The 25,825-nt window shown below is 64.6% G+C and carries 21 protein-coding genes and 1 pseudogene; 7 read left to right on the plus strand and 15 right to left on the minus strand.

Annotated features, from left to right (window positions below):
* From AB0C16_RS35990 to AB0C16_RS36000, 3 genes and pseudogenes are all read left to right on the plus strand, one after another.
* Positions 1 to 131, plus strand: a pseudogene (locus AB0C16_RS35990) (IS5/IS1182 family transposase); the annotation flags it as partial.
* Between the two features lie 44 nt (positions 132 to 175).
* On the plus strand, positions 176 to 1,336 hold the full coding sequence (locus tag AB0C16_RS35995; protein WP_357689949.1) for an ATP-binding protein: 1,161 nt from the start codon (positions 176 to 178) through the stop codon (positions 1,334 to 1,336).
* A gap of 146 nt (positions 1,337 to 1,482) precedes the next feature.
* Complete coding sequence (locus AB0C16_RS36000; protein ID WP_357689892.1) at positions 1,483 to 2,232, plus strand: HNH endonuclease signature motif containing protein; 750 nt, start codon at positions 1,483 to 1,485, stop codon at positions 2,230 to 2,232.
* 681 nt (positions 2,233 to 2,913) lie between these two features.
* On the opposite strand, the gene AB0C16_RS36005 is transcribed toward AB0C16_RS36000, so the two are convergent.
* The 7 genes from AB0C16_RS36005 to AB0C16_RS36035 all read right to left on the minus strand — a co-directional run bounded on the left by AB0C16_RS36005 (position 2,914) and on the right by AB0C16_RS36035 (position 13,788).
* Complete coding sequence (locus AB0C16_RS36005; protein ID WP_357689894.1) at positions 2,914 to 3,336, minus strand: very short patch repair endonuclease; 423 nt, start codon at positions 3,334 to 3,336, stop codon at positions 2,914 to 2,916.
* 16 nt (positions 3,337 to 3,352) lie between these two features.
* A complete protein-coding gene (locus AB0C16_RS36010; protein ID WP_357689896.1) occupies positions 3,353 to 4,429 on the minus strand; it encodes a hypothetical protein in 1,077 nt (358 codons plus the stop codon).
* Between the two features lie 89 nt (positions 4,430 to 4,518).
* Positions 4,519 to 5,259, minus strand: coding sequence for a phospholipase D-like domain-containing protein (locus AB0C16_RS36015; protein WP_357689898.1), 741 nt, complete (start codon positions 5,257 to 5,259; stop codon positions 4,519 to 4,521).
* A 10-nt stretch (positions 5,260 to 5,269) separates the two neighbouring features.
* Entirely contained in the window at positions 5,270 to 6,988 is a 1,719-nt protein-coding gene (locus tag AB0C16_RS36020) for a hypothetical protein (protein WP_357689900.1), read from the minus strand.
* A complete protein-coding gene (locus tag AB0C16_RS36025; RefSeq protein WP_357689902.1) occupies positions 6,988 to 10,071 on the minus strand; it encodes a helicase C-terminal domain-containing protein in 3,084 nt (1,027 codons plus the stop codon). The genes AB0C16_RS36020 and AB0C16_RS36025 overlap by 1 nt, the downstream gene beginning before the upstream one ends.
* A complete protein-coding gene (locus AB0C16_RS36030; RefSeq protein WP_357689904.1) occupies positions 10,068 to 12,389 on the minus strand; it encodes a hypothetical protein in 2,322 nt (773 codons plus the stop codon). The genes AB0C16_RS36025 and AB0C16_RS36030 overlap by 4 nt, the downstream gene beginning before the upstream one ends.
* A gap of 451 nt (positions 12,390 to 12,840) precedes the next feature.
* On the minus strand, positions 12,841 to 13,788 hold the full coding sequence (locus tag AB0C16_RS36035) for a helix-turn-helix domain-containing protein (RefSeq protein WP_357689905.1): 948 nt from the start codon (positions 13,786 to 13,788) through the stop codon (positions 12,841 to 12,843).
* A gap of 101 nt (positions 13,789 to 13,889) precedes the next feature.
* On the opposite strand from AB0C16_RS36035, the gene AB0C16_RS36040 reads away from it, so the two are divergent.
* On the plus strand, positions 13,890 to 14,933 hold the full coding sequence (locus AB0C16_RS36040; RefSeq protein ID WP_357689906.1) for a saccharopine dehydrogenase NADP-binding domain-containing protein: 1,044 nt from the start codon (positions 13,890 to 13,892) through the stop codon (positions 14,931 to 14,933).
* Positions 14,934 to 15,007: 74 nt separating this feature from the next.
* Here the strand turns inward: AB0C16_RS36040 and AB0C16_RS36045 are convergent, their stop codons facing one another.
* Entirely contained in the window at positions 15,008 to 15,550 is a 543-nt protein-coding gene (locus AB0C16_RS36045) for a 3'-5' exonuclease (RefSeq protein WP_357689907.1), read from the minus strand.
* A gap of 271 nt (positions 15,551 to 15,821) precedes the next feature.
* Positions 15,822 to 16,397, minus strand: coding sequence for a nucleoside-diphosphate kinase (locus AB0C16_RS36050; protein WP_357689908.1), 576 nt, complete (start codon positions 16,395 to 16,397; stop codon positions 15,822 to 15,824).
* A gap of 613 nt (positions 16,398 to 17,010) precedes the next feature.
* Here AB0C16_RS36050 and AB0C16_RS36055 point away from each other — a divergent pair.
* Both AB0C16_RS36055 and AB0C16_RS36060 read left to right on the plus strand, forming a co-directional pair.
* Positions 17,011 to 18,267: a helix-turn-helix transcriptional regulator gene (locus tag AB0C16_RS36055; protein WP_357689909.1), complete on the plus strand. Its 1,257-nt coding sequence runs from the start codon at positions 17,011 to 17,013 to the stop codon at positions 18,265 to 18,267.
* Positions 18,268 to 18,283: 16 nt separating this feature from the next.
* Positions 18,284 to 18,760 (plus strand): hypothetical protein, encoded by a 477-nt coding sequence (locus AB0C16_RS36060; RefSeq protein WP_357689910.1) that lies wholly within the window; start codon positions 18,284 to 18,286, stop codon positions 18,758 to 18,760.
* A gap of 235 nt (positions 18,761 to 18,995) precedes the next feature.
* On the opposite strand, the gene AB0C16_RS36065 is transcribed toward AB0C16_RS36060, so the two are convergent.
* Positions 18,996 to 19,274: a DivIVA domain-containing protein gene (locus AB0C16_RS36065; RefSeq protein WP_357689911.1), complete on the minus strand. Its 279-nt coding sequence runs from the start codon at positions 19,272 to 19,274 to the stop codon at positions 18,996 to 18,998.
* A gap of 79 nt (positions 19,275 to 19,353) precedes the next feature.
* On the opposite strand from AB0C16_RS36065, the gene AB0C16_RS36070 reads away from it, so the two are divergent.
* Positions 19,354 to 20,718: a DUF1266 domain-containing protein gene (locus tag AB0C16_RS36070; protein ID WP_357689912.1), complete on the plus strand. Its 1,365-nt coding sequence runs from the start codon at positions 19,354 to 19,356 to the stop codon at positions 20,716 to 20,718.
* Positions 20,719 to 20,826: 108 nt separating this feature from the next.
* On the opposite strand, the gene AB0C16_RS36075 is transcribed toward AB0C16_RS36070, so the two are convergent.
* Genes AB0C16_RS36075 through AB0C16_RS36095 form a run of 5 tightly spaced genes read right to left on the minus strand, consistent with a single transcriptional unit; the run spans position 20,827 to position 25,589 of the window.
* Positions 20,827 to 21,885, minus strand: coding sequence for a VWA domain-containing protein (locus AB0C16_RS36075; protein WP_357689913.1), 1,059 nt, complete (start codon positions 21,883 to 21,885; stop codon positions 20,827 to 20,829).
* Positions 21,886 to 22,836, minus strand: coding sequence for a VWA domain-containing protein (locus AB0C16_RS36080; protein WP_357689915.1), 951 nt, complete (start codon positions 22,834 to 22,836; stop codon positions 21,886 to 21,888).
* A gap of 52 nt (positions 22,837 to 22,888) precedes the next feature.
* Entirely contained in the window at positions 22,889 to 23,773 is an 885-nt protein-coding gene (locus tag AB0C16_RS36085; RefSeq protein ID WP_357689917.1) for a DUF58 domain-containing protein, read from the minus strand.
* Between the two features lie 3 nt (positions 23,774 to 23,776).
* Entirely contained in the window at positions 23,777 to 24,766 is a 990-nt protein-coding gene (locus AB0C16_RS36090) for a MoxR family ATPase (protein WP_357689919.1), read from the minus strand.
* A 25-nt stretch (positions 24,767 to 24,791) separates the two neighbouring features.
* On the minus strand, positions 24,792 to 25,589 hold the full coding sequence (locus AB0C16_RS36095; protein WP_357689921.1) for a trypsin-like peptidase domain-containing protein: 798 nt from the start codon (positions 25,587 to 25,589) through the stop codon (positions 24,792 to 24,794).
* Positions 25,590 to 25,825 lie beyond the last annotated feature (236 nt).

Raw genomic sequence — 25,825 nt, forward strand, 5'->3', positions numbered from 1 at the left:
GCGAACGCGCGAACGCCCAGCTGAAGAGCTGGAAGATCCTCCGAAAGCTACGCTGCAGCCCTTCCAAGGCCGGCCACCTCTGTAAGGCCATCGCCGTCCTTCAGAACCACCGAGTTGCCCAGGGCACCTGAGGATGAAAAAGGTTCAGTCTACGGCAGAGGTGCAGTTCCGCCGAATGGCTCGTGGAGGGGCTAGGCTGACCAACTATCAGTTCCGCTACATCAGGCCAGCGACTGGCGAGCAGGGCTCCGGCGAAGCGCTAGATTTGTCTTTCGAAGTCCGCACCCAAAGTCAACCATCGACTAACATACATGTCTTAATCGGAAGTAACGGGGTTGGGAAAACCACGCTCCTGAAGGGCATGTCCGCCGCACTCACTCCACTTGACGATCAAGGCAAAACAGAGCCAGGAACGTTCCTTGATCTCGACGCCGATGCCGAGGGCGGCCATATCCCCTTCTCCAATGTCATCTTTGTAAGCTTTAGTGCTTTCGATCCGTTCTTGCCAGCCATGGGTGCCTTCGAGGACAATGACGCCAACACACTTTTCTCTCTCGAAAGGCCACAAGTCCCGGTTTCATACATCGGACTTGGAAGGGTGGCCTCAAGGAGCACAAACCCGAAAGCCATCGCGGAACTGTCCGATGATTTTCTTAATAGCGTTGACTCTTGCATGCGTAGCGCAGCACTGCGCGCGAGGTGGAAGCGGGCGATCCAGGCGCTTGAAGCGGATCCAATATTTCGAGATCTCGACATACTCTCAGTGGTCGACTCCGAGAATGCGGAAAACACCGACGATGACCTTTGGGGCTCGATCGATAGAGAGCTCTCCCATCTATTCCAGCGATCCAGCTCCGGCCACAAAATCGTCCTACTAACGCTGACTCGCCTAGTCGAAGCGCTGCGTGAACGATCACTCATTCTATTCGATGAGCCAGAGTCTCACTTGCATCCACCTTTGCTCGCTGCCTTCATGCGCGCACTTTCGCAGCTCCTGACAGACCGAAACGGTGTCGCGATCATTGCAACGCACTCGCCTGTCGTTCTTCAGGAGGTTCCCCGAGAATGCGTGTGGAAACTTAGGCGTAGCGGAGAACAATCCGCTGCTGATCGTCCTCAGATCGAAACGTTCGGGGAGAACGTAGGCGTTTTGACTCATGAGGTATTTGGACTTGAAGTGACCCAGTCTGGGTATCACGCGGAACTTCGCAGGGTGGCAGCTGAAGTTGATACCTTCCAAGAAGCGATGGCGAGATTCGAGGGGAAGCTTGGCGGCGAAGCCCAAGGCGTTATCCGTATCTTGTTGGCAGTGAAAGCTGCGGAGGGCATACGCTAATGTGGCCAGTCCCTCGCCCTTCGATATCCGCGAAGACTGCGTACTTATCATGCCTAGCGAAGATCAAGGATACGGACCTCAAGGAAAATTTTATAAAGGCTGGAGATCTCATAGAGAAGGCAGCAAAGCGGTACGAAGAATGTGCGGTGCAGGGCTCGCTGCATATTCTAGATCCCAAGGATTTCCAGCCGGAGGAAGAAGGACTGGGGGTCGCCCTAGAAATTACATCGGAGAACCTCACGAAAGGACTGTACGAACAGCGAATGGCCAAGGCTGGATCATCGGGTCGGGCCGTATATGATCGAATAAAACTCGCCGCACCTCATGGCGTATGTCCGCTGTGTGGCGTGCGCCAGGTAGCCACCTTGGATCACCATTTACCGCGCGCAAAATTCGCGGCTCTTTCAGTCGTGCCGCTAAATCTGATCCCAGCATGCTATGACTGCAATCGATTTAAGCTAGACGGCCGCCCGAGCAGCGAAAGCGATCAAACGCTTAATCCGTATTTTGAAGATGTCTCGGTGAGTCGCTGGCTACGCTGCCAGGTTATCGAAGGTGCCCCTGCCGTTGTACGCTTTTTTGTAGAAGCTCCCTCGGATTGGTCGGCCACTCTTGAAGAACGAGTTCGCCATCACTTCGCGACTTTCCGATTAGGAGAATTATATTCTTATCACGCAATTACTGAATTATCCAGCGTTCGATCGCTGCTTCGGCAGATCCTAGACGCTGTAGGTGAATCTACCGTCCGCACGTACCTTGCGGCCCAGTCATGGAGTGCACAGGCGGACACTCTGAACAGCTGGAAGGGTGCGATGTATGAAGCTCTAGCCGCCAATGACTGGTATTGCGCCGGCGGATTCGACCGTCTAGCGGGTGGCGGCAGTGCGCTACTCTAGGCGTTTCTACACTAGTGAAAGGCCCTACCGTCACCTCGGAATGCAGCCTCCTTGAAACCCATTAGGCCACCAGCATCGACTACGTGGGTACTGGCTCGTAAATGCACGCCGTGCAACGGCCTGACGAGCCGGTCTGGCCAGGAAGGCTGTCGAGTCTTCGACTTGGTCGTGTTGCTGTGAGAGGGAACTGCCCGCTCACTCTTGTGGGCTGTGCGATCCAGGATTGCTCGCCCCCAACTCGTCGAGGCACCATGGTGCTGGCCAGAAGCGCCGCACCGCCGGACCGCGGCTGAGAAGCCAGGACGGAAACCACCGAATTGTTCCCGCGAGACGACAACCTCGGTGTTGCCGCGCGGAGGCCCCCTTCAGCAAAGCCGGGATGGAATGCTCGGTGATGGTGATCTTCGCGGAGCGGTCGAACGGGCTGCCATGAGGCTCAGCGGCGAAGGCCAGGCGACCTACCCCGCGTGGGATGGGGGTTAGGCACCGCAATTTCTGATTGAACAGATTCGGCCGTGAATGTAGCGACCAGATCAGGAAGGTTAGCCGAGTGCGAATTCCGCAGCCTTGAGGGCCACGATCAAGGGAGGCCTGTGTGAGGTTGCTGTACCCGTGTCCACGTTTAGCGAGTATAAGGCGAGTGCTTTCGAGCGCATCGATTAGCATTCATCGCAGCAAAGTCTAGGAAGGTCGCCGTACAACGCTCTCGATGACATCAGCGGCTGTCATCACGTCTTCGTGCTCCCAGAAGCGGAGCACAGTCCATCCATGGGCGCGAAGGTGAGCGTTCGTGTCCGCATCGCGTTGGCGATTGCGGTCTAGCTTGTCGAGCCACCAAGCACTGTTGGATTTCGGGATACTCCCGTGATCAGGGCACCCGTGCCAAAAACAGCCATCGAGGAAAACCGCGACCCGTTGCCGCGGGAAAGTGATGTCGACGGTTCGTCTCGGTCTTCCAGAAACTGGGACATGGAGCCTGTAGCGTAGCCCTCGCGCGTGCAGGACGCGGCGTAGGGTCATCTCAAGCCCCGTGTTCTTACGGACTTGTCCGCTCAGTCGAGCAGTGACCTCCGGAGAGCTAGCGGGAGGCCTTGTAGGCTTCATGTCCCCTCCCGAGTGCTCAGATGCGGGCGAATGTGGCGTCGTACTCGTTGGCCATCCTTATAATCATGCTTCCGTAGTGGAACTGCTCATTGGGCTGAGGCGCGGGTGCGCTTTCAAGCACATCGACCGGACTGCCATCATTACGCATCTTCAGAACCGTGACACCGACACCGTCGAACCCGTTATCGGATGAGGCTGACCGGCGAGGTATCTCTGCGACCTTTTGAAGAACGCGACTCGTGCACTCTGGCTGCTTGTGCGGGGTCACTTTAGCGTCCTCGATGGCGGTGGCGAGGTTGTTAACCAGCGGCGAGATGAATCCGTCTGCGGCATTTACCTGCACATAGGCTATGGCAAGCGCCTTGCTGGACGCGCCGTGTACGCAGAGGTGGGACGAATTCAGCTCATCGTACAGCCTCGGCAACGCCTTGACGTGCTCAGTCATGCACGCCTTAGCCTCCAGAGCGATCAGGACTGCACTGACAGGGGCGACGTACAGCGGAGGGAGCTGGTCGAGCACCCCTCTTTCCTCACTGGTCAACGTGATCCCATACTTTGCCGCGAGGCTCGCGAACGTCTTGGTTTTGGCCGGGATCGCCCCCTCGGGCCGGGCGATCACGAGATCCAGGTCCTTCTTCCGCCCGGTAGCGTAGTCCCGCATCGTGTGATTGACGCCGATAATGACCTTTGTCTGCTGGGCATGATCGCGCAGCAGTGACGAAGACGCGAGTAGGTCCAGAGCGACACCCCAGCAAGCGACCTTCGAGTGACGGTCTGATCGGGGGTGGTACTGCCATGTGTTGCCGTGGCGGTCCGGGCGGCGTTCCCCGGTGAGGAAGCGAGTGAGGATGCTGGGTCCGTACATGATGATGTTGACCTTAGACGTACCGGGACGCGGTCGGGACCCCCGGGCTCTACGATCCGCCAGACGCCGGCAGGACAGGGGCTGCATCGCGCCTTCTTGTTGCATACACGGTGCATCGACCCGGAGATTGGCGATCACTTTGCCCAGCTCAACGTGAGCAATGTCTTCATTTCCGTCATCAAGGCAGGAGCTGATGTTGCCAGTGACCGACGTCGTCCCGCCGCGCATGCGGTGACCCGCCGACCTTGAGTGACACCGTCGAGTTGTGCACACATCATTAGGTCGAATTCGCAGGCGCTATGACATGAACAGCCGAATCAGGCACGATTCTTAAAAGTTTCCAGAACATGCTCAATCGCAACGACTTGCGCTCCTCTCACAAGTACGCCCATTTCAAGATTCCGCCCCCTCATTCCGGATCCCGTGAAGTTCGCGCTGCCCACATAGGCAGCCTTCGAGTCTGCGGTGAGAACTTTAAGATGGGCCCATGGTGCATCGTTGCGGAAATTGGCCACTCGAATGCGACTTGGGTCGCCCTCCTCTCGTATGGTCTCCAGCATCTTGGTGAAAGTCTCCGTAGGGGGTGAGTTGCCGCTGGGAATTAGGATCTCGATCTTTACGCCGCGTTTCGTTGCGGCGGCGAAGCCGGGACACAGATGGTCGAGCCCACCGTGTGTCATGTAGGGTGCGACCGCTTTCACGTGATCCTTTGCTGCATTGATCAGCTGTATCAGAGTTTCACCCGTGGTGTGTCTCAGACCTCGCGGGAGCCCGACATGGCTGGGAAGTGTCGCGACGAGTTCCCATGGGTCGGCCTGCTGAGCGGATTGCAGTCCTCGTGCCCAAGCCGAGCCTGAGAGACAGGCACGTTCGATACGGACAGGATCGTCACCCAGGCGTCGTCGAATGATCTCGAAAAGATCAGGGTCCAGATCGACGGCGCGCATGTCGGCTCGTGTAGCTCGCTGACCGTTGAGCGCCTTGGCCAGGACCGCAGCAGCAGCCATAGGGTCGCGTGCCTCGAAGAGCGCGCCGCCCACCAGTTCGGTATCGTCCATGTCACTGCCGCTAACTCAGCAAGCCGGGCCGGCCGAACAGGGCCGATCTATCGAGGAAGCGGTTGTACCAGCGACATGAAGGTTCGCCGAGGTGTAGACATGCCATGCATGCGCCGCCGCCACTGCGGCAGCCTGGATCGAGCGGGCATCGCGACTCGCCTTCCGCAATTTCCTCCAGGACACGATGGAGGTTCGTCTCGAAACATGCCTGGAGGCCGCCAAGGACGAAGTCGCCTCTTGCCACAGCGTAGACAACGAACGACAGATGATGGGGCAGAAGGTATTCCGCGAGCGAGTCGCGCTCGATTCCGGCGAAGGTCGACAATTTCCTGATTGTACGATGGGCGTAGGAATGGAGAACTGTGAGAAGCTCACGACCGAGCTGTTGAGGGTCCTCCTGAACAGGGGTCGGCATGGTGACGTTCCGGAGGATGTCGATCCGAGCATTCCGAGCATCGTCGGACGGAGCCAGCAAGCGGCATCGGGCGGCGATGAGGTAACGATGGATGGCGACGGGGTCCATCTGAAAAAGCAGAGCTTCAGTCCTGGTTAGAGACGCATACGCCCTCGTATGGCCGCGTTCCTTGAAAGTGACGAGTCGGGACTCGCCCGGCGTGCTGTCGCCCCGAGTGAAGCCGTAGGCCAACGTCGCGACTGGGAAATTGGTCAGAAGATCCACCCCGGCCAGCTGGGCCTCGGCGACTGCATCGTGGTATCTGCCTTCGTACAAGCTTCTCAGAGGCGGGCCGGCAGCATCCACCATGTCACTGACCCGGACCCGCCCCGTGAGGACCGCGGAGGATAGATTGAGTGCTTCTTCCTGCGCCAGCTCAAGGACAGCTTGCGGTAGATCGAGTGGTGGGGTATCCGAGGCAGCCATTTCACCGCTGTTGACGGCCCGCTCGACCATGTCGTTCAAGGTTTTATCGGACAGGCCGGGGAAGCCCTGTTTGAGCGCGGCTGTGAGTTCTGCCGGCGTCTGGCGGCCTGCAGCCGGATTGGACTCCTGCATTCCGTTGAGCACCCATTCAAGTGCTTTTGCGCCGCCGCCCGTCGCGCGGGCACGAGCTGCATCCGCGGGGTCGGGAGGGTTTACTACAACGGCGAACTGAGGTGAGAACACCTGTCCTGCTCGGTGGACGTTGATGCTCATCTGGGCATTCTTGTTGTCGTCAGACGAGCACTCGCACCGCTGGAAGGGAAATCCGTACTGCTGGAACTTCGGGCACTCAGGGCAGTAGAAGAAGAGCTCTCTAGCGGACTCGGTACCGGGCAAACGGACCGAGACGGCGTTGTGCTGAGGGCAGCGCTTGATGTATGGCTCCTTGGAGGCGCCACAGCCGTGAAAGGCGACGAACTGTATCTGTGCCCAGTTCTTGACCGCGCCGCATTTACATCGGTCACCTGGGCCCTGTTGTGTGATGCGATTGCATGATTTGCAGCGCCATTGCTTCGGGAACGGCTCGACCAACACGCCTCTGTCCTCGTTGAGCCGCACGATCTCGATCGGGATTCTTGCATGGAGCTGTTGAGCCAGGCCATCGTCCTTGCCGTTCTGGGTCCAAGGAAAAGCTGCCTGGAGAAGGACCGATCTGACGGTCGCTTGGTCGATAGTGACAACGACAGGATCGGACCACTTGGCGACCTTCCAGATACGTCCCTCAAGGTCCACAGTTTGTCCGGGGAGGAGCCCGAAGAGGATCTGTGACGCGCCTCGTTCGACTCTCACTACTGTCCTCCTCTTGAATAGATTGGCGCTTGTTTCTCAACGTCCCGAAGCGAGCTCATCGGAGGATGGGGCTCGAGCAGTTCATTCGTAAAGTTCACGTTCACAGCCGGATCATTGAGCGCTCGGAAAAATTCCCTGACGTAGTTGCGCAGATCTTGCCGGAGATGGCTGTCAAGAGCCCCTGTGAAACTGAGCATTCTGATGAGTTCCTTGAGTTCCTCTTCCTCAAGCACCGGAAGTTGGGCGAAGGCCTTTTTTGTGAATCCGGCAGTGGTGAGCTGCTTGAGCCCAGCGGCGAGGGCGGCCGGCTCATGGATGCCTAATATTCTGCCCATGATGAGGCCAGCGAAGGTGAGTTCCAGGACCCGCCTGCTCTTGGCGGTGATAGGAACCGGGTCGATCAACCGTTCGGCGTGACGGGCGAAGGAGGGAAAGGATCTAAAGACGGCTGCATCCCGCTCCCTGCCGATCTTGTGGAGCACGATCACTAGTCCCGGGTACCGTCGGCCCACCCGAGATGTGGTCTGGATGAACTCCGCCGTCGACAGCGGCAATCCCAACATCACCATGACATTCAGTCGTTCGATGTCCACGCCGTGGGAAAGCATCGATGAGGCAGCGATCAGGTGAATCCGTTCGTAGAAGTCGTTTTCAGGGTCGTTCAGGCAGGCAAGGACTCCCCGCACGTCCTCTAGGGGGGTTCGTCCAGTCAACGTGGCGGCGCGGACCGGACTGATCCGGATCTGGGACTCGAACGATCGCGCGGCGGCCTCGACGTCCTTCAGTGTCGTGCCATAGACGACATCGGTGCCGTATGCACTGATCAGCGCGGGGAGGCGCTCAGGTTCGAGGGAAAGCTCCTCGGCGACCTGTTCCGGATGCTCAACGGCCTTTCGAACAGCTTCCTGGAGGGACTCGCAGAGCTGGTCAGTGGCGTACTCAAGGGTAACGCCGCGAGGAGCGAGCCCAGCGAAGCAGCGGGCCAGAGTATCGCTGTGCTGGAGCCAGAATGAATGGCCAGCTCGTGGACCTGGCAAGGGGAAGGTCCGGCCGGCCCTGCGATAGAGCATCTCCGTCTGGCGTTCGTGACCGACCAGTGTCGCTGATGAAGTGATGATCTTCGGACTTTCCCCAAACTGCGCCTGCAGGCCGTCGAGGAGCGCCTCATAGTGGGAGTCGACGGCTCCCAGACTGTCTCTGAGTAGGTGGAGTTCGTCCTGCATACGGATCGTAGGAGCGAACAGCTTTTCATCTTGCGACAGTGGACGGGGCTTTTTGTTGCACCCGGGGTAGAGGCAACCCTCCGTGCCAGACCGGGGCGCGTAGGTGAATCCATGTTTGTCAGGGCAGGTTCCGTACGGCGCCCCATAAAATCCACGTATCTGGGCTGACCAAGAGACGCTTGCGGCTTTGTCCAACGTGCCTAGCACGACGGTCGGGAGCGTGCGGTAGATCTCGTCGTCTACGATCCTGAACGGCAATGGCTGGTTTCCCCAGACACAGCCCGCGTTCCTGCATCGGTGGTTTAGGATCCATTGAGTCCTGTCAAACTCCATCTCAAGCTGCTCAGACCCGCAGAAGGGACACCTCAGTAGAACCCGGTAACGGCCGGGCATAGATGGGTCGTCCGGGTTCGGGTCTCCAGGCCTGGCTATGGAAGGGATCTTGTTGGGGGTCCCCTGCTTTCCAACAAGGAAGCCGACGGAGAACTTGTGACCGGGGATGTTCTCTCGGCGACGGACGAGTTCCGCGGCTGCAATGACGTCCATGAAACGCTGAGTCTGCTGAAGCGACAGCATTCGTAGGGGGAACCGCGCCCATGACGTGATGCCCTGGATCTTCCCCCGGAGTCGGTCATGGAAGGCGGCGACGAGCACGAAGAGCAAGTAGGTTTCGGTCTTACCGCCTCCAGTGGGAAACCAGAGGGTATCGACGAACTCGCGTTCGCGCTCGGCTGTGCTCGGAGCAAGAGATGCGATGTTACAAAGAAAGAAGCCGAGCTGGAAGGTGCGCCACCCTGTGTGCTTGACTACCGGAGACTCGCAGAACGAGCGGTTGGCCAATTTGAAGGCCCGGAGCAGGTTCGGATCGTTCTCCAGTATGTGCAGCCCTTGCCTGATTCTGTCGAGCTCCGTGGAGAACTCCTTGGATTCGGCGAAGGCGAAGGCCTTCATGCTGATGCTCCAGTTCTCCTGGGCAGCTCTGTGCTCCAGCGTCTCTTCCGACCAGAAGCGGTCTCCCCAGCGTTCCAGTGCGGCGACCAGGCGGCGCATCGCCGGAATCGGATCCTCGGCGAGCGTTGCGAAGGCGAGGCCCGGCGATGCTCCAGCGAAGTCATGGTCCCAGAATTCAGGTCGGGGCTGGTCATAGGATGCGACGTCCGTGGTTCGGAACACGATGCCCGAGTCATCCTCGACCCCGCTGTTCACCCCGTACGCCGCGACTGTTCTGTCGTAGCGGAAAGAGTCGTCGAGGTCGTCCAGCACGAACCTCTCTGTGGGGCCGACGCTGGCTTCCAATCGGGCTTCATAGACAGTCGTGTCCCAGCCCTCAAGTTCCTCCGAGGAAACGTTCACTAAGGTGATAACCAGCTCTGGCCCCTGCTTCCCGCGCTCTAGCTCCGCCCGTATCTCACATGCCAGGCCACTCGCGCCCACGCGGGTGAAGCCGGCCTCGAACTCCTTCCGGCCAGCGCTCTGGATCTCATCGAGAGTACGTGGCGTTTGAAGATCGACCTCGACCGCCACTGGATCTGACTTATGCCAGCGCTCGGCGTTTGGATCTTTACGCTCGGTTTCGACCTTTCTCCAGGCGACGGCCTGCGCGCGGCATTTGATCGGGCGTCCGTCGAGTTCGTTGAGCCGTAGGCGAAACCCCGCCTCGCAGGGCTCAATGCGTGCGGTGCGTTTGCCGAGTTTGCTCTTCTCTACTCGAATCTCAGGAGCGAGTCTTCCGAGCCAGAATCGTCCTACGGGGGCAACCTCAAGAGAGTCACGATTATCCCCCCGAGCATCATGAATTACTCGGTTCAGGAGCCAGCGAACGAACTTCTCGCCATCCTCATTCTGCAATCTATATGTCATGACGTCTCTAAATGCCCGATTTCGGTGAGCGGTGTGGGAATAGGACAAGGAGCGACCCGGATGACGTTCGCCTCGATCACAGCCTCTCTCAAGTCGGCGATGGAGAGACCGGTGTAGTCGTCCGTCTGGGCGTGATGAGGCGTCACCGTCGAGGCGCGGGCGGCTTCGGCGAGCGCTCGTCCAGCTGACCGCCGGAAACCTCGCCATCGCCGTACCGCTGCGAAGAGCTCCTTGAGACGGGTATCGCTCAATGCCAGACCAAGGACGTTGTTCAAGTGACGGAGATCGGATAGGTCACGCGGGGCGAGGGTAGAGGCACCGGAGACCCAACCTCGCACAGCCGCGATCCCCTTGTCGCAGCCAAGCCTCTCCAGCTTCTCGTGCAGTGCTGGACAGGTGAGGTCTGTCTCCCGGACACTGGCACGGATCCGCTGGTGGAAGTCATCGATCAGGAGACGGCCGACAACGAGATCTGGTCGCTGGCCGTGAAGGCGTTCTTCCAGCGCTTCGAGAAGGCCGAGCCGACCCGCTTTGCGGCCGATGAGCAAACGCATCCCGGGGACGAGCCGCTCAGGTTGGTACTCCGTTACGGTCCTAGCGTCTCGGACTTCAACCCGCTTGCCGACCTCCAGCATGATGCTGCCGAGGTCCGTCTCCACGCGGACAGCAGGAACCTCAGCAATCCAGTCTCCATGCTCGTTCGGTACCGCCAAACTCTCTTCGACGCCTTCCTCGCCTATCCGTAGCGGTTCAAATTGGGACAGGGAGCCCAGAGCGTCGAACGGGTCAGCGTCTTGAACGAACTCGTCTATGTCGTCCAGGACGATCAACCTGTCTGGCCTGGGCCGGTAGGGCGGCGCTGGTGGTGGTTCACAGTGGACGAGAGCACGCCATGTCTCGCCTCGAACCGCAGGGCTTCCCCAGTGTTCACGGTAACGTTCCAAAGCCCGTCCAACCTTGCCGCATACTCGACCATCCTCTCGGCCAAGGACTAGCACTCGAACGTTCCTCGCGAGCCCGGAATCCACGCGGTGCCAGTCCCACTTGGCGGGCACTCCCACGATGATCGCGCGATCGTAGCTCCCGGACCTGTGGAGCTTGCTCATCCCAACGATGGACAGACTGCCCACCTTCAGATCCCCTGCATTTGGGTCCCCGCAAAGACTGAAGGCAAGTGCGCGGGCTGCTGTGCGCGTCTTGACTATGGCAACGCTTTCCGGGCCCTGTTCGGCAACCTTTGTGAGCGAGTGGAGGAATGGGTGGCCTAAATCCAGAGCCGCCCGGAGCTCATCGAGATCACCAGCTAATAGCGTTGCAATCTCGGAGAGATCCCCTTCAAGAGTACGAGCCCAAGCCACGACCTCAGCAGCGAAGGTGCTCGTCTTCCGTGCCCCTATCGGAGGCAGGCCCGCGAACCGATCGAAATCCGAAGGGCGGCAGGGCAATGCCGTGAGCGTGGACAGATGATGCCACGCAACACTCAGCCCTTTCCTTATGTTCCGGGCTGGATGGGAACCCGCGAGTTCACGAAGAACCCGTAAGTCCTCTCGAGCACGCTTAATCGCTATTTCCGCCTCATCATGACGTGAAATCTCCACCGCCACGGACACCCCCTCCGCGAGGGTACGAAGGCGTTCATGCGCGACAGAGAAGGGCGTCTGATCTTCCGAGATGGGAGTTCCGGCCTGCCCGCAAGTAAGTTCGGACTCCGGCCAGCCCCAGACGAGTACGCCTCGAGCTGCCGCTGACTCAAGACGCGGGTCGAGAGGATCCGCGTAGAGTTCGACAGACGGACCCTTGAGGCCGCCCTGCACCACACCGGCGAGGTGATCTTCGATGAGGGCGTCGACGTCCCAACCGGCACATCGTTCCCCTACGATCAACCCGCGGACACGTCGCCCGCCGTGCGGCGCCTCGCCGTTCGGCCCTGCACGGAAACAGGCGAACACCTCCGATAACTTCACGTGCTCGCCATGGGTCGTGATGCTGAGCCGATCCCAGGTATGCGCAGCACGGGTGGTGTCCGTGGTCACGATGCCAATCGCAGGCGAAGGTTCGTGCCGCTGAAATCGCTGTAGGAGAAGCTGTACCGCTAGTAGAACAGAGACCTCCCCAGCAGGTGCGGGGTACACAAGCGCGAGGTTCTTGCGATGTCCTGCTGCAAGATCGATAAGTGCCAAGGCTGTCTCATCCACTTCGGAGAGCACGACAGCCTTTGGACCGTTACCGTAGTCGCGAGCAAGTCTGCCCTGACGAGCGATCCCCACCAGGCTCGTCGGCGCCTGAGACCGGATGAGTACACTGTCCCAGGTCTCCAAATTTCGCCCTCCTCACCGCGGTCGATGGCCACAACCTCGTACCGGAAATCTACAAACTGAGCGGGCCGCTGTGGGCCGAATCTCGCGATTCCGGAGAATTCTTGTCCTCCGAGTGCCGGAACGCGACAAAAGGTGACCCAACTCCGCTGGAACAGCGCGCACAAATTGACCACAAAACAGAAAATTAGGACATGTGGCCAGGTGTAATTTCTGCCGCACCGCTTCCGGTGCTCGGGCCTAGCGGCCCTGCGCTCCGGGTCGGCTTGCCACCGGATGACGTGGTTGCTCTCGCGATCGGGGTTGGGGACATGCACGGGATGATCTTGCAAGTCCCACACGTCAGGTAGGCTATTTGCGCAGGTCATGACACCTGGGAAAGCTGAATAGCCTCCACTCTCCTAAAGCAGGTGCTGCGGTTCCTGATTGTGCCTGGGCGCCGAGGACCGCGGCCTCACGCCCGGAACGTGCGGCGGTAGGCATCTGGCGGTACGCCGATCGTGCGGTGGAAGTGGCGGCGTAGTGTCGTCGCCGTGCCCATGCCCGCGGCCGAAGCGATGGTGTCGACGCTGTCGTCCGTACTCTCCAGCAACTCCTGCGCGCGGCGGATCCGCTGCGTCAGCAGCCACTGCAGCGGGGTGGTGCCGGTTACCGAGCGGAAGTGGCGGGCCAGGTGGCGCGAGCTCATGTTCGCCTGGCGGGCCAGGTCCTCCACGGTGAGCGGCTGGTCCAGCCGCCGCATCACCCAGGGGAGCAGCTCGGCCAGGGGATGGCCGTCCTGGGCGGGCACCGGTGTGGTGACGAACTGGGCCTGGCCACCGGCCCGGTGGGGCGGCACGACCAGACGGCGGGCGACCACGTTGGCGATCGCCGAGCCGTGGTCGCGGCGGACCACGTGCAGGCACAGGTCCATCGCTGCGGCCTTGCCCGCGGACGTGAGCACGCTGCCGTTGTCGACGTAGAGCACGTCCGGGTCGACCTTCACCCGGGGATAGCGCGTGGCCAGTTCCTCAGTGTGGGCCCAGTGGGTGGTTGCGCGCAGCCCGTCCAGCAGGCCGGCGGCGGCGAGCACGAACACGCCCGTGCACAGGGAGACCACCCGCGCGCCCGACTCGTGGGCCGCGCGCACCGCCTCGACCAGGTCGGCCGGCGGGTCCTCGTCGACGTCGGCCAAGGCGGGAACGATCACGGTGTCGGCGTGCGCCAGCCGGTCGAGCCCGCAGTCCGGCTCCATGAGGAACCGGCCGACCCGGACGGCGTGCGTGCCGCACACCCTGACGTCGTACCAGGGGCCTGACAGGGCGGCCGGGGCGGAGCCGAATACCTCGTAGGCCAGGGCCAGCTCGAAGTGCAGCATCCCGTCGGTAGCGGCGACCGCGACGGAGCGCAGGAAAGAGCTCATGTCGGAAATTGTACGGGTCATGTCGTTTCGGACACTGGGCGCCGATGGGCCAACGGGACAGGATTTACGCACTGAATCACTTCGAGCACGCGGGAGCAGGCATGGGATCGGGTCGGATTGTTGCGGTGTTCGGCGCCTACGGGCACACCGGGCGGTTCGTGGTCGCGGAGTTGCGCGAGCGTGGATACGTCCCGCTGCTCCTCGGTCGCGACCAGGACAAGCTGCTGGCGCTGGCGCAGGCCCGGCCGGGGCTCGAGGCGCGGCAGGCGTCGGTCGACGATCCGGCCTCGCTCGACCGCGCGCTGAACGGCGCGGCCGCCGTGATCAACTGCGCCGGGCCCTTCGCCACGACCGCCGCCCCGCTGGTCGAGGCGGCGCTGCACGCCGGCATCCCGTATGTCGACGTGGCGGCCGAGATCGAGGCGAACCTTGACACGTTCGCGCACTTCGCGGAGCGCGCCCGCGCCGCGGGCACCGTGGTGGTCCCGGCGATGGCCTTCTACGGCGGCCTCGGAGACCTGTTGGTCACCACCGCGATGGGCGACTGGACGGCGGCGGACGAGGCGCACATCGCCTACGGCCTGAGCAGTTGGCACCCCACTGCCGGAACGCTCGCTTCGGGCGTGGTCTCGGGACAGCGACGGGGTGGCCGCCGGGTCCGCTACACCGGCGGACGGCTGGAGTACCACGATGACGCTCTGCCGACCCTGGAGTGGCCCTTCCCGGCTCCGCTCGGCCCCCAGAGCGTCATCGGAGAGTTCACCATGGCCGACGTCGTCACCGTTCCCAGCCACCTGGCCGTCCCGGAGGTGCGCACCTACATGGCCGCCAAGGCGGCCGCGGACCTGTCCGCTCCTGACGCCTCGGCACCGACCGCCGTCGACGAGCGCGGCCGCTCCGCGCAGACCTTCGTCGTCGACGTCCTCGTCCGTTCCGGCGGCACGGAACGCCGCGTGGTCGCCGCCGGTCAGGACATCTACGCCATCAGCGCGCCGCTCGCGGTGGAGGCCGTCGACCGCATCCTCACCGGCCGGACCAGGACCACCGGCGTCGCCTCCGCGGGCGCGGTCTTCGACGCCCCGGACTTCCTCCGCGCCCTGTCCTCGCACCTCTCGCTGCACGTCCCGGTCGACACACGCGGCTGACCGGCGACCCGTGCCGGGATCCAGACCGTGGTCAGTGCGGTCGAAGTCTTCGGTGTAACTGATCTTTGTGGCTTCTACCAGGGTTTCCCTTGGGGGTCTGGCTGCAGATCAAGGGCGAGCTGATCGTCGTTTTCCCGTTCGGGCTGGTGGGGCAGACCGGCTATGCGTGTGAGGGTCGCCAGGCTGGTGCCTTCCTGGTCAGGAAGCCGGCCGACCAACTCGGCCAGGAGCAGGGCGGCGCCTGCCGCGTCCCACAGCGCCCGGTGAGGCTGCCCGTCCGGGACCAACGCCTTCACCACGTCTTCCAGCCCGTACTGAGCGAGCAGGCCGGTCAGCTTCCACCGCTTGATGTCCGGCCGCAGATGGCCGACGAGGCGGGCCGTGTCGATGAGTCCGGCGGGGTTGATTTCGGGCAGGCGCAGGTGGATGAGCCGCCAGTCCACGCCGATGTTGTGACCGACCAGGATGCGACCGTGCAGCTTCTCGGCGATGGTGCCGCGCAGCGCGTCAAGGCTGGGGGCATGGGTGAGGTCTGCGCCGGAGAGGCCAGGCGAGATCCACGGGCGGGGCCGTATCCAGCGGCCGGGGTTGATGACGCTGTCCCAGGCCGCGCCCATGTCGGGGCGCGGCCCTCGGCCAGAGGGACAACCGCGATCTCCAGGATCGCCTCGTCCTGGCGGTCCTGCGCGCCCGTGCCTTCGAGGTCGAGTGCGACGAGCTCGGCGACCATCCACGTCTGGTCTTGCATTCGGTGCTCCAGAAGTCGGGTCAGTCGTCTTCGTGGCGGGCGGCGGACGCCAGCCGTTCGCGAGCGCCGTCGAGCAGCGCCTGATCTTCGCACTCAGCTCGTAGCCTTCCAGGGCGCGGCCGTGCGCAAGATGGGTTTGGTCATCGTGCGTACGCCTCCCGGCTCAGGATGTGCCGGTACGGTTCGCCGAACCAGATCATGAAGTCGGCTGCGGCATCGGCGGAGTTGTCGCTGGCGTGGACGAGGTTGCGGATGAACCGCCCCTCGGCGGCGGCTTTCTCGGCGCTGTCGTCGCCGTAGTAGCCACGAATCGTGGTGGACGGCGCGCGGGACGGGTCGTAGTGGCCGAGCAGGTCCCGTACGCGCTGCGCGGTGTCGTTCGTGTAGCCGCGGGCGAGTGCCACTGTCACGGTCGAGCCGACATAGTGGTCGATCAGGTCGGCGCGGACGTCGAACGGAAAGCGGTGCTGCAGCTCCAACATGTCGGCGTAGTGCGCGAGGATCTGCTGCGTGGTGACCACCACTTCCCGGATTTGGACGATGGTCACGGTGCCGGCGATCCATTTGAGGATCGGCCTGACGAGCCTGCGATCCGTGGCGTCGGGCTTGCACATGACGACCGTCCAGTAGTCCCGCCCGCGTGGCGGCCTGAGATTCGTACCGTCGGCCGTGCGCGCGCTCATGGCGCCACCTGCGGCATCCGGTTCGGCCAGCACTTAGCCCCGATGCTGTCGTTGTGGGCGCGTGCGATCGCTGAGGAGACGATGCCGGCGCTGACGCAGTGGGCAGCACCTGCCTCAATTGCGCCGAGCTTGTCTCCGGGAGGTACGGCGGGGAGGACGTCGCTGGTCACCAGGGGCCTCGAATCACGGCATGTTGGCGAGGGTGCAAGGGAAGGTGGGAAGCTCTGCGGCGCGAAGTTCGGCGTACCGCTGGGCTATGCGGTGGGCGGCCGTCACGATGTCGCCCGCGTGTGCGTAGGCGTAGATGCGACGATTTCGCCCAGACGTTCGACCAGTCCACCACCAGCACAGGCGCCCGTCAGTCCAGCAAACGAGGTCCTTCCACACGGACAGCAGGGCAATGCCATCTCCGTGGTTGGCATCGGCCGCGATGCGATGAGCCTCGCGAAGCTGTGTCTGAAGTCGGCTGACTGTCGCACTGGCCAGTCCCGCTTCCGAGGAAGAGGGACTGCTGCGGAGACTGGAGATCGTCACGATGCGAGCATGATCGGCTGCTTGACCTGGTAGAAGCCCGTAGTCCGCTGTGGACTGGCCCTATGCCAAAGAGGACTGAACCGGAACGCAACGTGCGGCGTAACCTAGCCTCATGGCGACCCCAGAGCCCTTCCCCCCAAGCTTCTGGGACCAGCCCGCCGTGGCCGCCGCCCTGGCCACCTGCGACATGGCCGGGATACTCCGAGAGATCCTCGCCTACCGCCGGTGGACCCAGGAACAGCTCGCCGACGTGCTGGGATATGGACAAACGTGGGTGTCTCGTGTCCTTCGTGGCCGGGCGCTCAACGTGGACCAGGTCCGCGACATATGCCACAGGGTCGGGGTGCCGATACACCTGATTCGGCTCGGCACTGGAGAAGGTGACGAAACGAACCGCCGAGAGTTCGGGAAGGCGGCCGCTGCCACTGCGGCACTCGCCGTCGTCCCATCCGCACGTCTTCCTCGTCGCATCGAGGCAGACGACACGACCGCTGCGACGCTCACCGCGGTGACCGGCCTGCACCGTCGCTTGGAGGCGACCACGCCGGCACGGGAATTGGCGCCCGGAGCGGTAGCGCACATCGGAGTGACACGATCAGTTCTGGCACGCTCAACCGATGGCTCGAACCGGGCTGAGCTGCTCGGGTCGCTCGCCGAGGCCGCCGGATTCGCCGCCTGGCTGCACGCGGACATGGCCGACACCGGCACCGCCCGCACCTATTACCGCATGGCCATCGATACCGCATGTCGAGCCCAACATGGCCTGCTCACCGCGTACATGACGGGGAGCCTTGCCCAGTTCGAGCTGGATGAGGATCCCCTGCTGGGACTGCGTCTTCTCGCCCGAGCCCGCACGGTCATAGGCGACCGGCCACCGCTAACCGCCCGTGCGTGGCTGTCCTGCCTGGAAGCGCTGGCCCATGCGACCGCCCGCGATGAGCGTTCCTGCCACTCAGCTCTGGCCGAGGCCCATCGCGCCGTAAGAGCCAGCGAACAAGCAGCCGCACCACCGTGGCCTTGGGTGTTTCCCTTCACCATGACCAAACTCGCGGGCTTCCGTGCGCTCTGCGCCGTACGCCTCGCCCGCCCAGCCGAGGCGCTGGAAGCGTTCGCCGAGTCTTTGAACGCCATCCAGCCGGCCCAGAAGCAGCGCGCCACGTTGCTGCTGGAGATCGCCTCGATCCGCCGGATGGAGGCAGAGTTCGACGAGGCGTTCAACCTCGCTTCCATGGCACTCAGCACCGGCGTGATGTACGGCTCCGAGCGGGTCATTCAAGCCGCGCGCCGATTCCGTAAGTCCTATCAGGGACCTCTACTGCCGAGTGTGCAGGCATTCGACCGGCGATTGATGACGGCCACGATCGGCTAAAGGTGACGATCCGACCATGACGCTCCGCATCGCGATATCCGGCCACCGAAACCTCTCCCCCGCCATCGAGCAGCACGTCAACGCCGACATCCGCGCCGCACTCGCCAAGCTCGACGAGCCCGTGGTGGGTTTGTCGTGTTTGGCAGACGGCGCGGATGTGATCGGAGCTCGCGCCGTACTCGACTGCGGCGGGCAACTCGAGGTCGTCGTGCCCGCGACGAAGTACCGGCAAGCGCTGTCGGCCCAGCACTGGCCTACCTACGACGAGCTGTATCGGCGCGCGAGCCGGATCCACGAACTCAACTTCGTCGAATCCACCTCCGAATCGCACCAAACCGCCTCGGAACTCATGCTCGACAACGCCGACACCCTGTGGGCGGTATGGGATGGCCTCCCCGCGAGGGGGTACGGAGGAACCGCCGATGTAGTAGCCGCTGCACGCAAGCGCGGCCTGCCCATCCGGGTGTTCTGGCCTGAAGGCGCAACACGCTGATCGCAAAGGTCACCACCGCATGAACCGAATAGCGATCACGTCCCCGCGGCTGAGCCTACGGGAGTTCGCCTCGGATGATGTGGACCTCGCTCCTGGCCATCTATGGCGATCCGACCGTGACGAAGTAGATGAACTTCGAACCACGAACCCGCGACCTTTGTGGTTCACAACGGGAACATACAGAGATGATCTCGATGGCATTTCCCGAGGCCACTCACCGCAAAGCGTTGCGACCTCAGGCCGGTGGCTGCAACCGCCGGATGCAGTCGAGTAGTGCCTCGCGGACCTGTTGGCGATGGTAGCCGCGGAAGACGACGTTGAACTTGGCGGTGCGGATGACATCTGGAGTGACCCGTTCGAGTTCGTCGGCGGTGCCGTCGAAGGTCTTCTGAATCCGGTCGAACAGCTCGTTCACCGGGTGGCGGTCATAGCCGCGCATGACCACCTCGAACTCATATCTCTGCGACGGTGCCCCGAAGAACTCACCTAGCCCCTGCTCCACCGGTTCTTCCATGAGGCCGAGGCTGCCACGTATCGGCGCACTCCTCAATAGATCACATCGAAGGTGGAGTTGTGCTTCACATCTACACCTTGTGGGCCAACCTATCGAGCCGCTGCGCGCCATCGTGATGACAGGCTCGGCCCAGCAGGGCTCGCCCAGATTCGCATGGGGCGGTTGTAGTGTTTTGCGGCATGGGACGTGGAAGGGCATGAGTCCTGATCTTCTGGCGGACGAGGGGAGAGCGGTGCCGCCCGTCCCCGCATGGCAGGCGCCCACCGACATCGAACGCGGTCTGTACGAAGCCAAGACGCGGGGTGACTGGGCCGCATACTTCGACGTCCTCGCCACCGCGAACCTCTATCACGCGATGTCCCCCGCCCGGGCCGATTCCCGGACCGGCTGGGTCAGCTACACGCCCACGTACTGGGGTCCGCACTCCGGCACCAAGATGCTGGTGTTCCTCACCGACGGGATGCTTCCGGCGCCCGCGCCGGACCCGATCTTCTTCCAGGACGATCTTGGCGAACTCGCCCGGAACTGGCCTCAGGGCGACGAGTGGCTGGCCATCAACCCCGGCAGCCCGTGCGAGGCGTTCTTCCCCGCGACGGCCGCCCATCGAATGGCGTGGCGCCGGCATGCCGATCGGATGACCTTCCCTCGCCGTAACGAACTGCGCACGCTGTGGGCCGGAGGGCCGCTGCACGGCCCGGTCGCGCACGGTCTCGCCTGCGGGGCGCTGCTCTGTGTGAAAAACGCCTCGCTCTGGAACGCGATGGGCTGGCACGGCACCGGCTACGTACGCGAGAGGAAACGCCTCAAGGAGTGGTGGGGCATCAGCAGCCGCGAAGAGTGGCTGAGTGCCATGGAGGCGCTTCTCGACGGCCGGACGAGCAGCCCGTTCTGGGGGCTCGTCCTGGGGATTCGCAGCGTGCTCGCGCGCGACTTCGGTGGCAGGGTCGAGGTGGACCACTGGCGCCAGGTGACCTCGCGAGTCATACGAAACCGCGACACGGAGAACGGCACCGTCCCCGGCGGTGGCACGGCCCCCCATAGCGGCTCCGAGACGGAGGCCCAGGTCGCGGGCGCGCAACGGCTCATCGGACGGATCACACGGTACGAGGCGCGATTCCGTGCGGACGGACTGCTCGCCGAGGGCGGATTCGTTCACGGGGTGGAGGCGTGGGACTACGGGCGCGCTTCGAAGATGGCCCGCTGGGGACTCGGCGCCCGTTACTGCGATCTGGCCGAGGCCGAACAGGCGGTTCTCCGCGCCGGACGGCTCAGCGGGATCAACTACCGTTCATGGGAAGACTTCTCGGCCGCCTACATTCTGGGCCGTTGCCTCCATTTCGACGAGGAGGAGTTCGGTGACTGGTACGGGGAGATGCTCAACGCGCACCGGATCCTGACGACCGATCCGAACAGCCCTTGGCTCAACATCCCCTTCAAGCAGTGAGCCTTCGACTCCCCTGCGGCAGGAAGACATCATCCGAGTGGCTTTGTCGGCGAGGCACCCCTTGAGCGGTTGTTCTGGCGGCTGAGGCAGTCTCGGCTACATGCTCCGTCAGCGGGTCGGGGTCCGGGGGCGGTTCCACCAGAGGGAGAGGGACAGGGCCGCGGTGATGAGGATGGCGCCGCCGGCGGCGAAGGCGGCGGCTGTGTCGACCCGTTGGTGGATGACGGTGAAGCTGCCGGGGAGGGCGTCGAGGGCGCGTTGGAGCTGGTCGGCGTTCTCGGCGCGGTGGTAGGAGCCGCCGGTGGTTCGGGCTATCTGTTTGAGTGCGGGCTCGTCGATGGTGCGGGGGTTGCGGCCGCTGTCGAATCGGCCGCGGCTGCCGAAGCCGCCACCGCCCCAGCCGCCGAAGCCGCGGCCGTCGAACTGTGAGTTGTCGCAGACCATCGGGGCCGGGTTCGTGGTGCCGAAGCCGATGGTGAAGACGCGGACCCGGCGCAGGGCCGCCTCCTGGGCGGCGGCCTGCGGGTCGACGCCCTGGGTGTTGGCACCGTCGGTGAGCACGACGATCGCGGCACCGGCGTAGCCTTCCCCGCCGCCGGGGTTCGCTCCGGTGGGGGCAACCGACGGGTCGACCTCCGCGATCGCGTCGATCGAGGTGAGCATGGCCTGCCCGATCGCGGTGCCGCGGGCCACGGTGAGGCCGTCCAGCGCCTCGATCAACAATGTGGTGTCGTCGGTGGGAGGGACGAGCAGACCCGCGGTGCCCGCGAAGGTGACCAGGCCGATGCGCGGCCCGCCCCGCTGCGACTCGATGAACTCGGCGGCGGCTTTCTTGGCGGCGGTGATGCGGTTGGGGTCGACGTCCGTGGAGCACATGGAGCCGGAGGTGTCGAGCGCGAGCAGGATCGTCGCCGACGTCGTCGGCACCGGCACCGACGCCTGCGGTCGCGCGGCACCGACCGCGAGCAGCGCGAGCCCGGCAGTGAACAGTGCCGCGGGGATCTTCCGCGTCCAGCGCGTACGGCTGGGCAAGGCGCTGCGTACGAGCGCGATCGAGGTGACGCGCACGGCGGCCCGCCGGCGGCGGCGCCGCGCCCACTCGCGGATGGCGAAGAGCAGCGGGATGATCAGGACTGACAGCAGCGCCCACGGCCATGAGAACGACATTCAGATCACCCGTCCAGACCGGAGCACGGTGAGCGCGGCTCCCGCGGTGAGCAGCGCGAGGGCGAGCCCGATCAGCCCGCCGGCCAGGGGCAGCGGCTCGTCGGAGACGGTGAGCCGCAGATCGATCGTGTCGGCGACCCCGTCGAGCCGCGCGGTGTCGGAGGCGGGGTGGTAGGCGCCGCCGGTGGTCTGCGCGATCAAGGTGAGGGTGTCCTCCTCGAGCGAGGTCTGCAGGAGGTAGCCGTCGACCTTCACCGTCGCCCCGGCCGTGGTGCCGACCCCGACGGTGTGGATGTGGACGCCCGCCCGCTGGGCCACGGCGGCGGCCCGTTCGACGTCGCCGCCCTGGTTCTGGCCGTCGGAGAACATCACGATCGTCGCCGACGGCCAGTAGCCGATGTCGGGCGCGGCGCCGTCGCGGCCGACGGCCACCGGCTTGCCGGTGATCGCCGTCAGCGAGGCCGTGATGGCCGTCCCCAGCGAGGTGCCGCCGGTGATCTTCAGCCGGTCGATGGCCGCGAGCGCGATGGAGTGGTCGGCGTCGGGCCGTGCGGTGGTGAGCGCGCCCCGCTCGAACGCGACGACGCCGATGTCGACGCTGTCGGGCTGCGCCGCCACGAACGCGCGGGCCGCCCGCTGCGCTGCCGCCAGCCGGGTGGGCGCGACGTCGTCGGCACCCATGCTGTTGGAGACGTCGATGGCGAGGATGACGGTGCCCGCGGTCCGCGGGACCGGCACCATGGCCGCCGGTCCGGCGGTGGCGATCGCGAGTATCCCCACGCCGGCGATCGTCAGGCCGACTCCGAGGTACGCCCGGCGGCCGCCCGGCACGGCGACGCCGGCCGCGGCGAGCGCGGCCGTCCGGCGGCGCGCCGAGACGACGGCCGCCCAGGCGAGCGCCGCCGTGACGAGCAGTCCGACGGCCAGCAGCAACGGGGAGGACAGGGTCATGAGGCCTCCTTCGCCGGCCTCATGTGTCTATGGATGACCTCGACAAGCTCGGTCATGACGACCGGTCCCGGGTTCGGGCGACGACCTCGACGAGCGCCTCGGCCAGATCGCGGTCGGTGTCGATGCGGTGGACGGGCACCCCGGCCCGGCGCATGCCCGCCGCGAGCCGGGCGTCGCGGGCGTCGACGGCGGCGCGGAAGCGGACCCGCAAGAGCGGGTCGGCGGAGTCGACGACGAGCTGCTCACCGGTCTCGGCGTCCTCGACCACGATCAGCCCGACTTCGGGCAGCACGTCGTCGGCGGTGTCCACGATCCGCAGGGCGACTACCTCGTGCCGCCGGGCCAGGCGCTGGAGCGAGCGCTCCCAGTCGCCGTCGCCGATGAAGTCCGACAGCACGACGATGAGTGCGCGGCGGCGCGCGAGCCGTCCGGCCGCGTCGAGCATCTCCGCCAGGTCGGTGGTGGTGCCGCCGCGCGCCTCGGCGGTGCGTTCCAGCTCGGCGCCGATCCGCAGCGCGTGCCGCCGGGAGGTGCCGGGCGGCACGACGCGCGGCGTCCCGGTGTCGAACAGCAGGGCGCCGACGCGGTTGCCGCCCCGGCCGAACAGCCGAGCGAGGACGAGCGCGAGCTCGGCCAGTACGTCGTGCTTGCCGCGCCCCGGCCGGCCGGCCGCCATCGAGGCCGACCGGTCGAGCACGAGCCACACCGTCAGCTCGCGGTCCTCGGTGAACACGCGCAGGTGCGGCTCGTCCAGCCGTGCGGTCACGTTCCAGTCGATGTGCCGGGCGTCGTCGCCGTCGCTGTAGGCACGCACGCCGGTGAAGTCGATCCCGGAGCCGCGGTGCGCGGTGCGGTGGGCGCCCTGGAGCCGGCCGTCGAGCCTGCGGACGACCTTCCACTCCAGGCGGAGCAGGAGTCTCTCGGGGGCGGTGGTCATGGCTCAGCGGTTCTGCAGGACGACGTCGGGCGCCCGGACGGCCCCGAGCACCCTGGTGATGATCGTGTCGGCGTCGACGTCGTCCGCGAGGGCCTCGTAGGACAGCACGAGGCGGTGGCGCAGCACGTCGAGCGCGAGCTCGGACAGGTCGTGCGGCAGGACGTAGTCGCGGCCGCGCAGGAACGCCAGCGCCCGGGCGCCCGTGACGAGCGCGATGGACGCCCGCGGGCTCGCCCCGTAGGTGACGTACCGTTCCAGCTCGCCGAGCCCGGCCGTCGCGGGGGAACGCGTCACGGCGACCAGCCGTACCGCGTAGTCGACGATCGCCGGGTCGACGTACACCTCCTGGGCGCGGGCCCGCATCGCGATCAGGTCCTCGGCCGTCACCATCGGCTGTGGCGGCTCCGGCGGACGCAGCGCCCGGTCGACGATCGCCTGCTCTTCGGCCTGCGTCGGATAGTCGACGACCACCTTCATCATGAAACGGTCGACCTGCGCTTCGGGCAGCGGGTAGGTGCCCTCCGACTCGATCGGGTTCTCCGTCGCCATGACCAGGAACGGCTCGGGCACCCGGAACGTCTCACGGCCGATCGTCACCTGATGTTCCTGCATCACTTCCAGCAGGGCGCTCTGCACCTTGGCGGGGGCGCGGTTGATCTCGTCGGCCAGCAGCAGGTTCGCGAACACCGGGCCGAGCTCGGTTCGGAACTCCCCGGAGTGCTGGTGGTAGACCCGCGTGCCCACGAGGTCGGCGGGCACCAGGTCGGGGGTGAACTGGACGCGCTGGAAACTCCCGGCGATCGCGGCGGCCAGCGACCTCACCGCGAGCGTCTTGGCCAGGCCCGGCACGCCCTCGACGAGCAGGTGACCGTCGGCGATCAGCGCGACGGCCATGCGCTCCAGCAGGACGTCCTGCCCGACGATCGTGCGTTTGACCTCGAACAGCACCTGTTCGAGCGGATGAGCCGGCTCGGGGGACTTGGTCGAGGTCATGGTCTTCCTTCTCGTGAGGCTTCGATCAGATCTCGGGCCCGTCGCCCGGCGGGCCGTCGCCTTCGCTGCCCAGGGCCGCGCCGATCGGCACCGCGAACGCGATGCCGGCGAACGCCTCGTCGCCTCCCGGGTCGGCGATCGAGACGACGATCCCGATGACCAGGCCGCGAGCGTCCAGCAGTGGACCGCCGGAGCTGCCCGGGTTGACGGAGGCGTCGAACTGGATGAGCCCGCTCAGGTCGCCGTCATCGACGGTCCGGTTCAGGCCCGACACGACGCCGGTGGAGACGCTGTAGGTCAGGCCCAGCGGATTGCCGATCGCCACGACGGGCGCGCCCACGGCCACGGCGCCGCCGAGCGTCGCCGGGACGACGATCTCCGGCAGCTCCGCGGGCTTGAGGGTCGCGACGTCGCGCGTGGGATTCGACGACACGACAGCGGCCTTCGTCTTGGTGCCGTCGGCGAACGTCAGGTTGACGTCCTTCGTGTCTTTGACGGCGCTTTTGACGACGTGGTGCGCCGTCAGAATCGTGCCGTCCTCGGCCGCGATCACCCCGGTTCCGAGCGACCGCCCGGCCTGGATGACCACCACCGACGGCCCGACCCTCTTGAAGACCTCGGCCACCGTGAGCGCCGCACTGGGCGTCGGTGTCGCGCTCGGCCCGGGTGCGGCCCCTTCGCCGTTCCCACCGCTGCTTCCCAGCCAGTACGCCAGCACCGCCACGACGACCAGCGCGCCGCCCCCGACGACGAACCGCCGAGCTCTCCCGGCCACGGCTCCCCGAGCCTCGGCCGCACCAGCCTCCTGCGGCACGCGCTCCATCGCCCCATAGTCATAAATCTCAGCGAAGAGTGCTATAAAGCCCGCCTGAGAACTCCATGAGAACCGAATCCCCGCAGCCCACAGAGCCGGGCGACCATCTCTTGGGGCTCTCGCCTGGGCTCGCGTTGGGCCTGCTCGAACAGCGCTTGCAGCTGGGTCTTGCCGGGCAGCGCCGACGGAGTGCCTGAGCGAGCTTGGGTGAGCGTGCCGAAAGCAGTGTCACGCGAGCGCGTCCC

It is taken from the genome of Nonomuraea sp. NPDC048916, assembly GCF_040649575.1.
In the GTDB taxonomy this organism is placed as follows: Bacteria; Actinomycetota; Actinomycetes; order Streptosporangiales; family Streptosporangiaceae; genus Nonomuraea.

What these genes read in the sequence shown, in the direction of transcription:
- AB0C16_RS36060 (WP_357689910.1), top strand. Translation starts at nt 18,284, where the DNA reads ATGACGCTCCGCATCGCGATATCCGGCCACCGAAACCTCTCCCCCGCC.
- AB0C16_RS36010 (WP_357689896.1), bottom strand. Translation starts at nt 4,429, where the DNA reads ATGCGCGGCGGGACGACGTCGGTCACTGGCAACATCAGCTCCTGCCTT.
- AB0C16_RS36055 (WP_357689909.1), top strand. Translation starts at nt 17,011, where the DNA reads ATGGCGACCCCAGAGCCCTTCCCCCCAAGCTTCTGGGACCAGCCCGCC.
- AB0C16_RS36015 (WP_357689898.1), bottom strand. Translation starts at nt 5,259, where the DNA reads ATGGACGATACCGAACTGGTGGGCGGCGCGCTCTTCGAGGCACGCGAC.
- AB0C16_RS36085 (WP_357689917.1), bottom strand. Translation starts at nt 23,773, where the DNA reads ATGACCACCGCCCCCGAGAGACTCCTGCTCCGCCTGGAGTGGAAGGTC.
- AB0C16_RS36040 (WP_357689906.1), top strand. Translation starts at nt 13,890, where the DNA reads ATGGGATCGGGTCGGATTGTTGCGGTGTTCGGCGCCTACGGGCACACC.
- AB0C16_RS36005 (WP_357689894.1), bottom strand. Translation starts at nt 3,336, where the DNA reads ATGAAGCCTACAAGGCCTCCCGCTAGCTCTCCGGAGGTCACTGCTCGA.
- AB0C16_RS36065 (WP_357689911.1), bottom strand. Translation starts at nt 19,274, where the DNA reads ATGGAAGAACCGGTGGAGCAGGGGCTAGGTGAGTTCTTCGGGGCACCG.
- AB0C16_RS36045 (WP_357689907.1), bottom strand. Translation starts at nt 15,550, where the DNA reads ATGGGCGCGGCCTGGGACAGCGTCATCAACCCCGGCCGCTGGATACGG.
- AB0C16_RS36075 (WP_357689913.1), bottom strand. Translation starts at nt 21,885, where the DNA reads ATGTCGTTCTCATGGCCGTGGGCGCTGCTGTCAGTCCTGATCATCCCG.
- AB0C16_RS36025 (WP_357689902.1), bottom strand. Translation starts at nt 10,071, where the DNA reads ATGACATATAGATTGCAGAATGAGGATGGCGAGAAGTTCGTTCGCTGG.
- AB0C16_RS36095 (WP_357689921.1), bottom strand. Translation starts at nt 25,589, where the DNA reads ATGGAGCGCGTGCCGCAGGAGGCTGGTGCGGCCGAGGCTCGGGGAGCC.
- AB0C16_RS36090 (WP_357689919.1), bottom strand. Translation starts at nt 24,766, where the DNA reads ATGACCTCGACCAAGTCCCCCGAGCCGGCTCATCCGCTCGAACAGGTG.
- AB0C16_RS35995 (WP_357689949.1), top strand. Translation starts at nt 176, where the DNA reads ATGGCTCGTGGAGGGGCTAGGCTGACCAACTATCAGTTCCGCTACATC.
- AB0C16_RS36035 (WP_357689905.1), bottom strand. Translation starts at nt 13,788, where the DNA reads ATGAGCTCTTTCCTGCGCTCCGTCGCGGTCGCCGCTACCGACGGGATG.
- AB0C16_RS36080 (WP_357689915.1), bottom strand. Translation starts at nt 22,836, where the DNA reads ATGACCCTGTCCTCCCCGTTGCTGCTGGCCGTCGGACTGCTCGTCACG.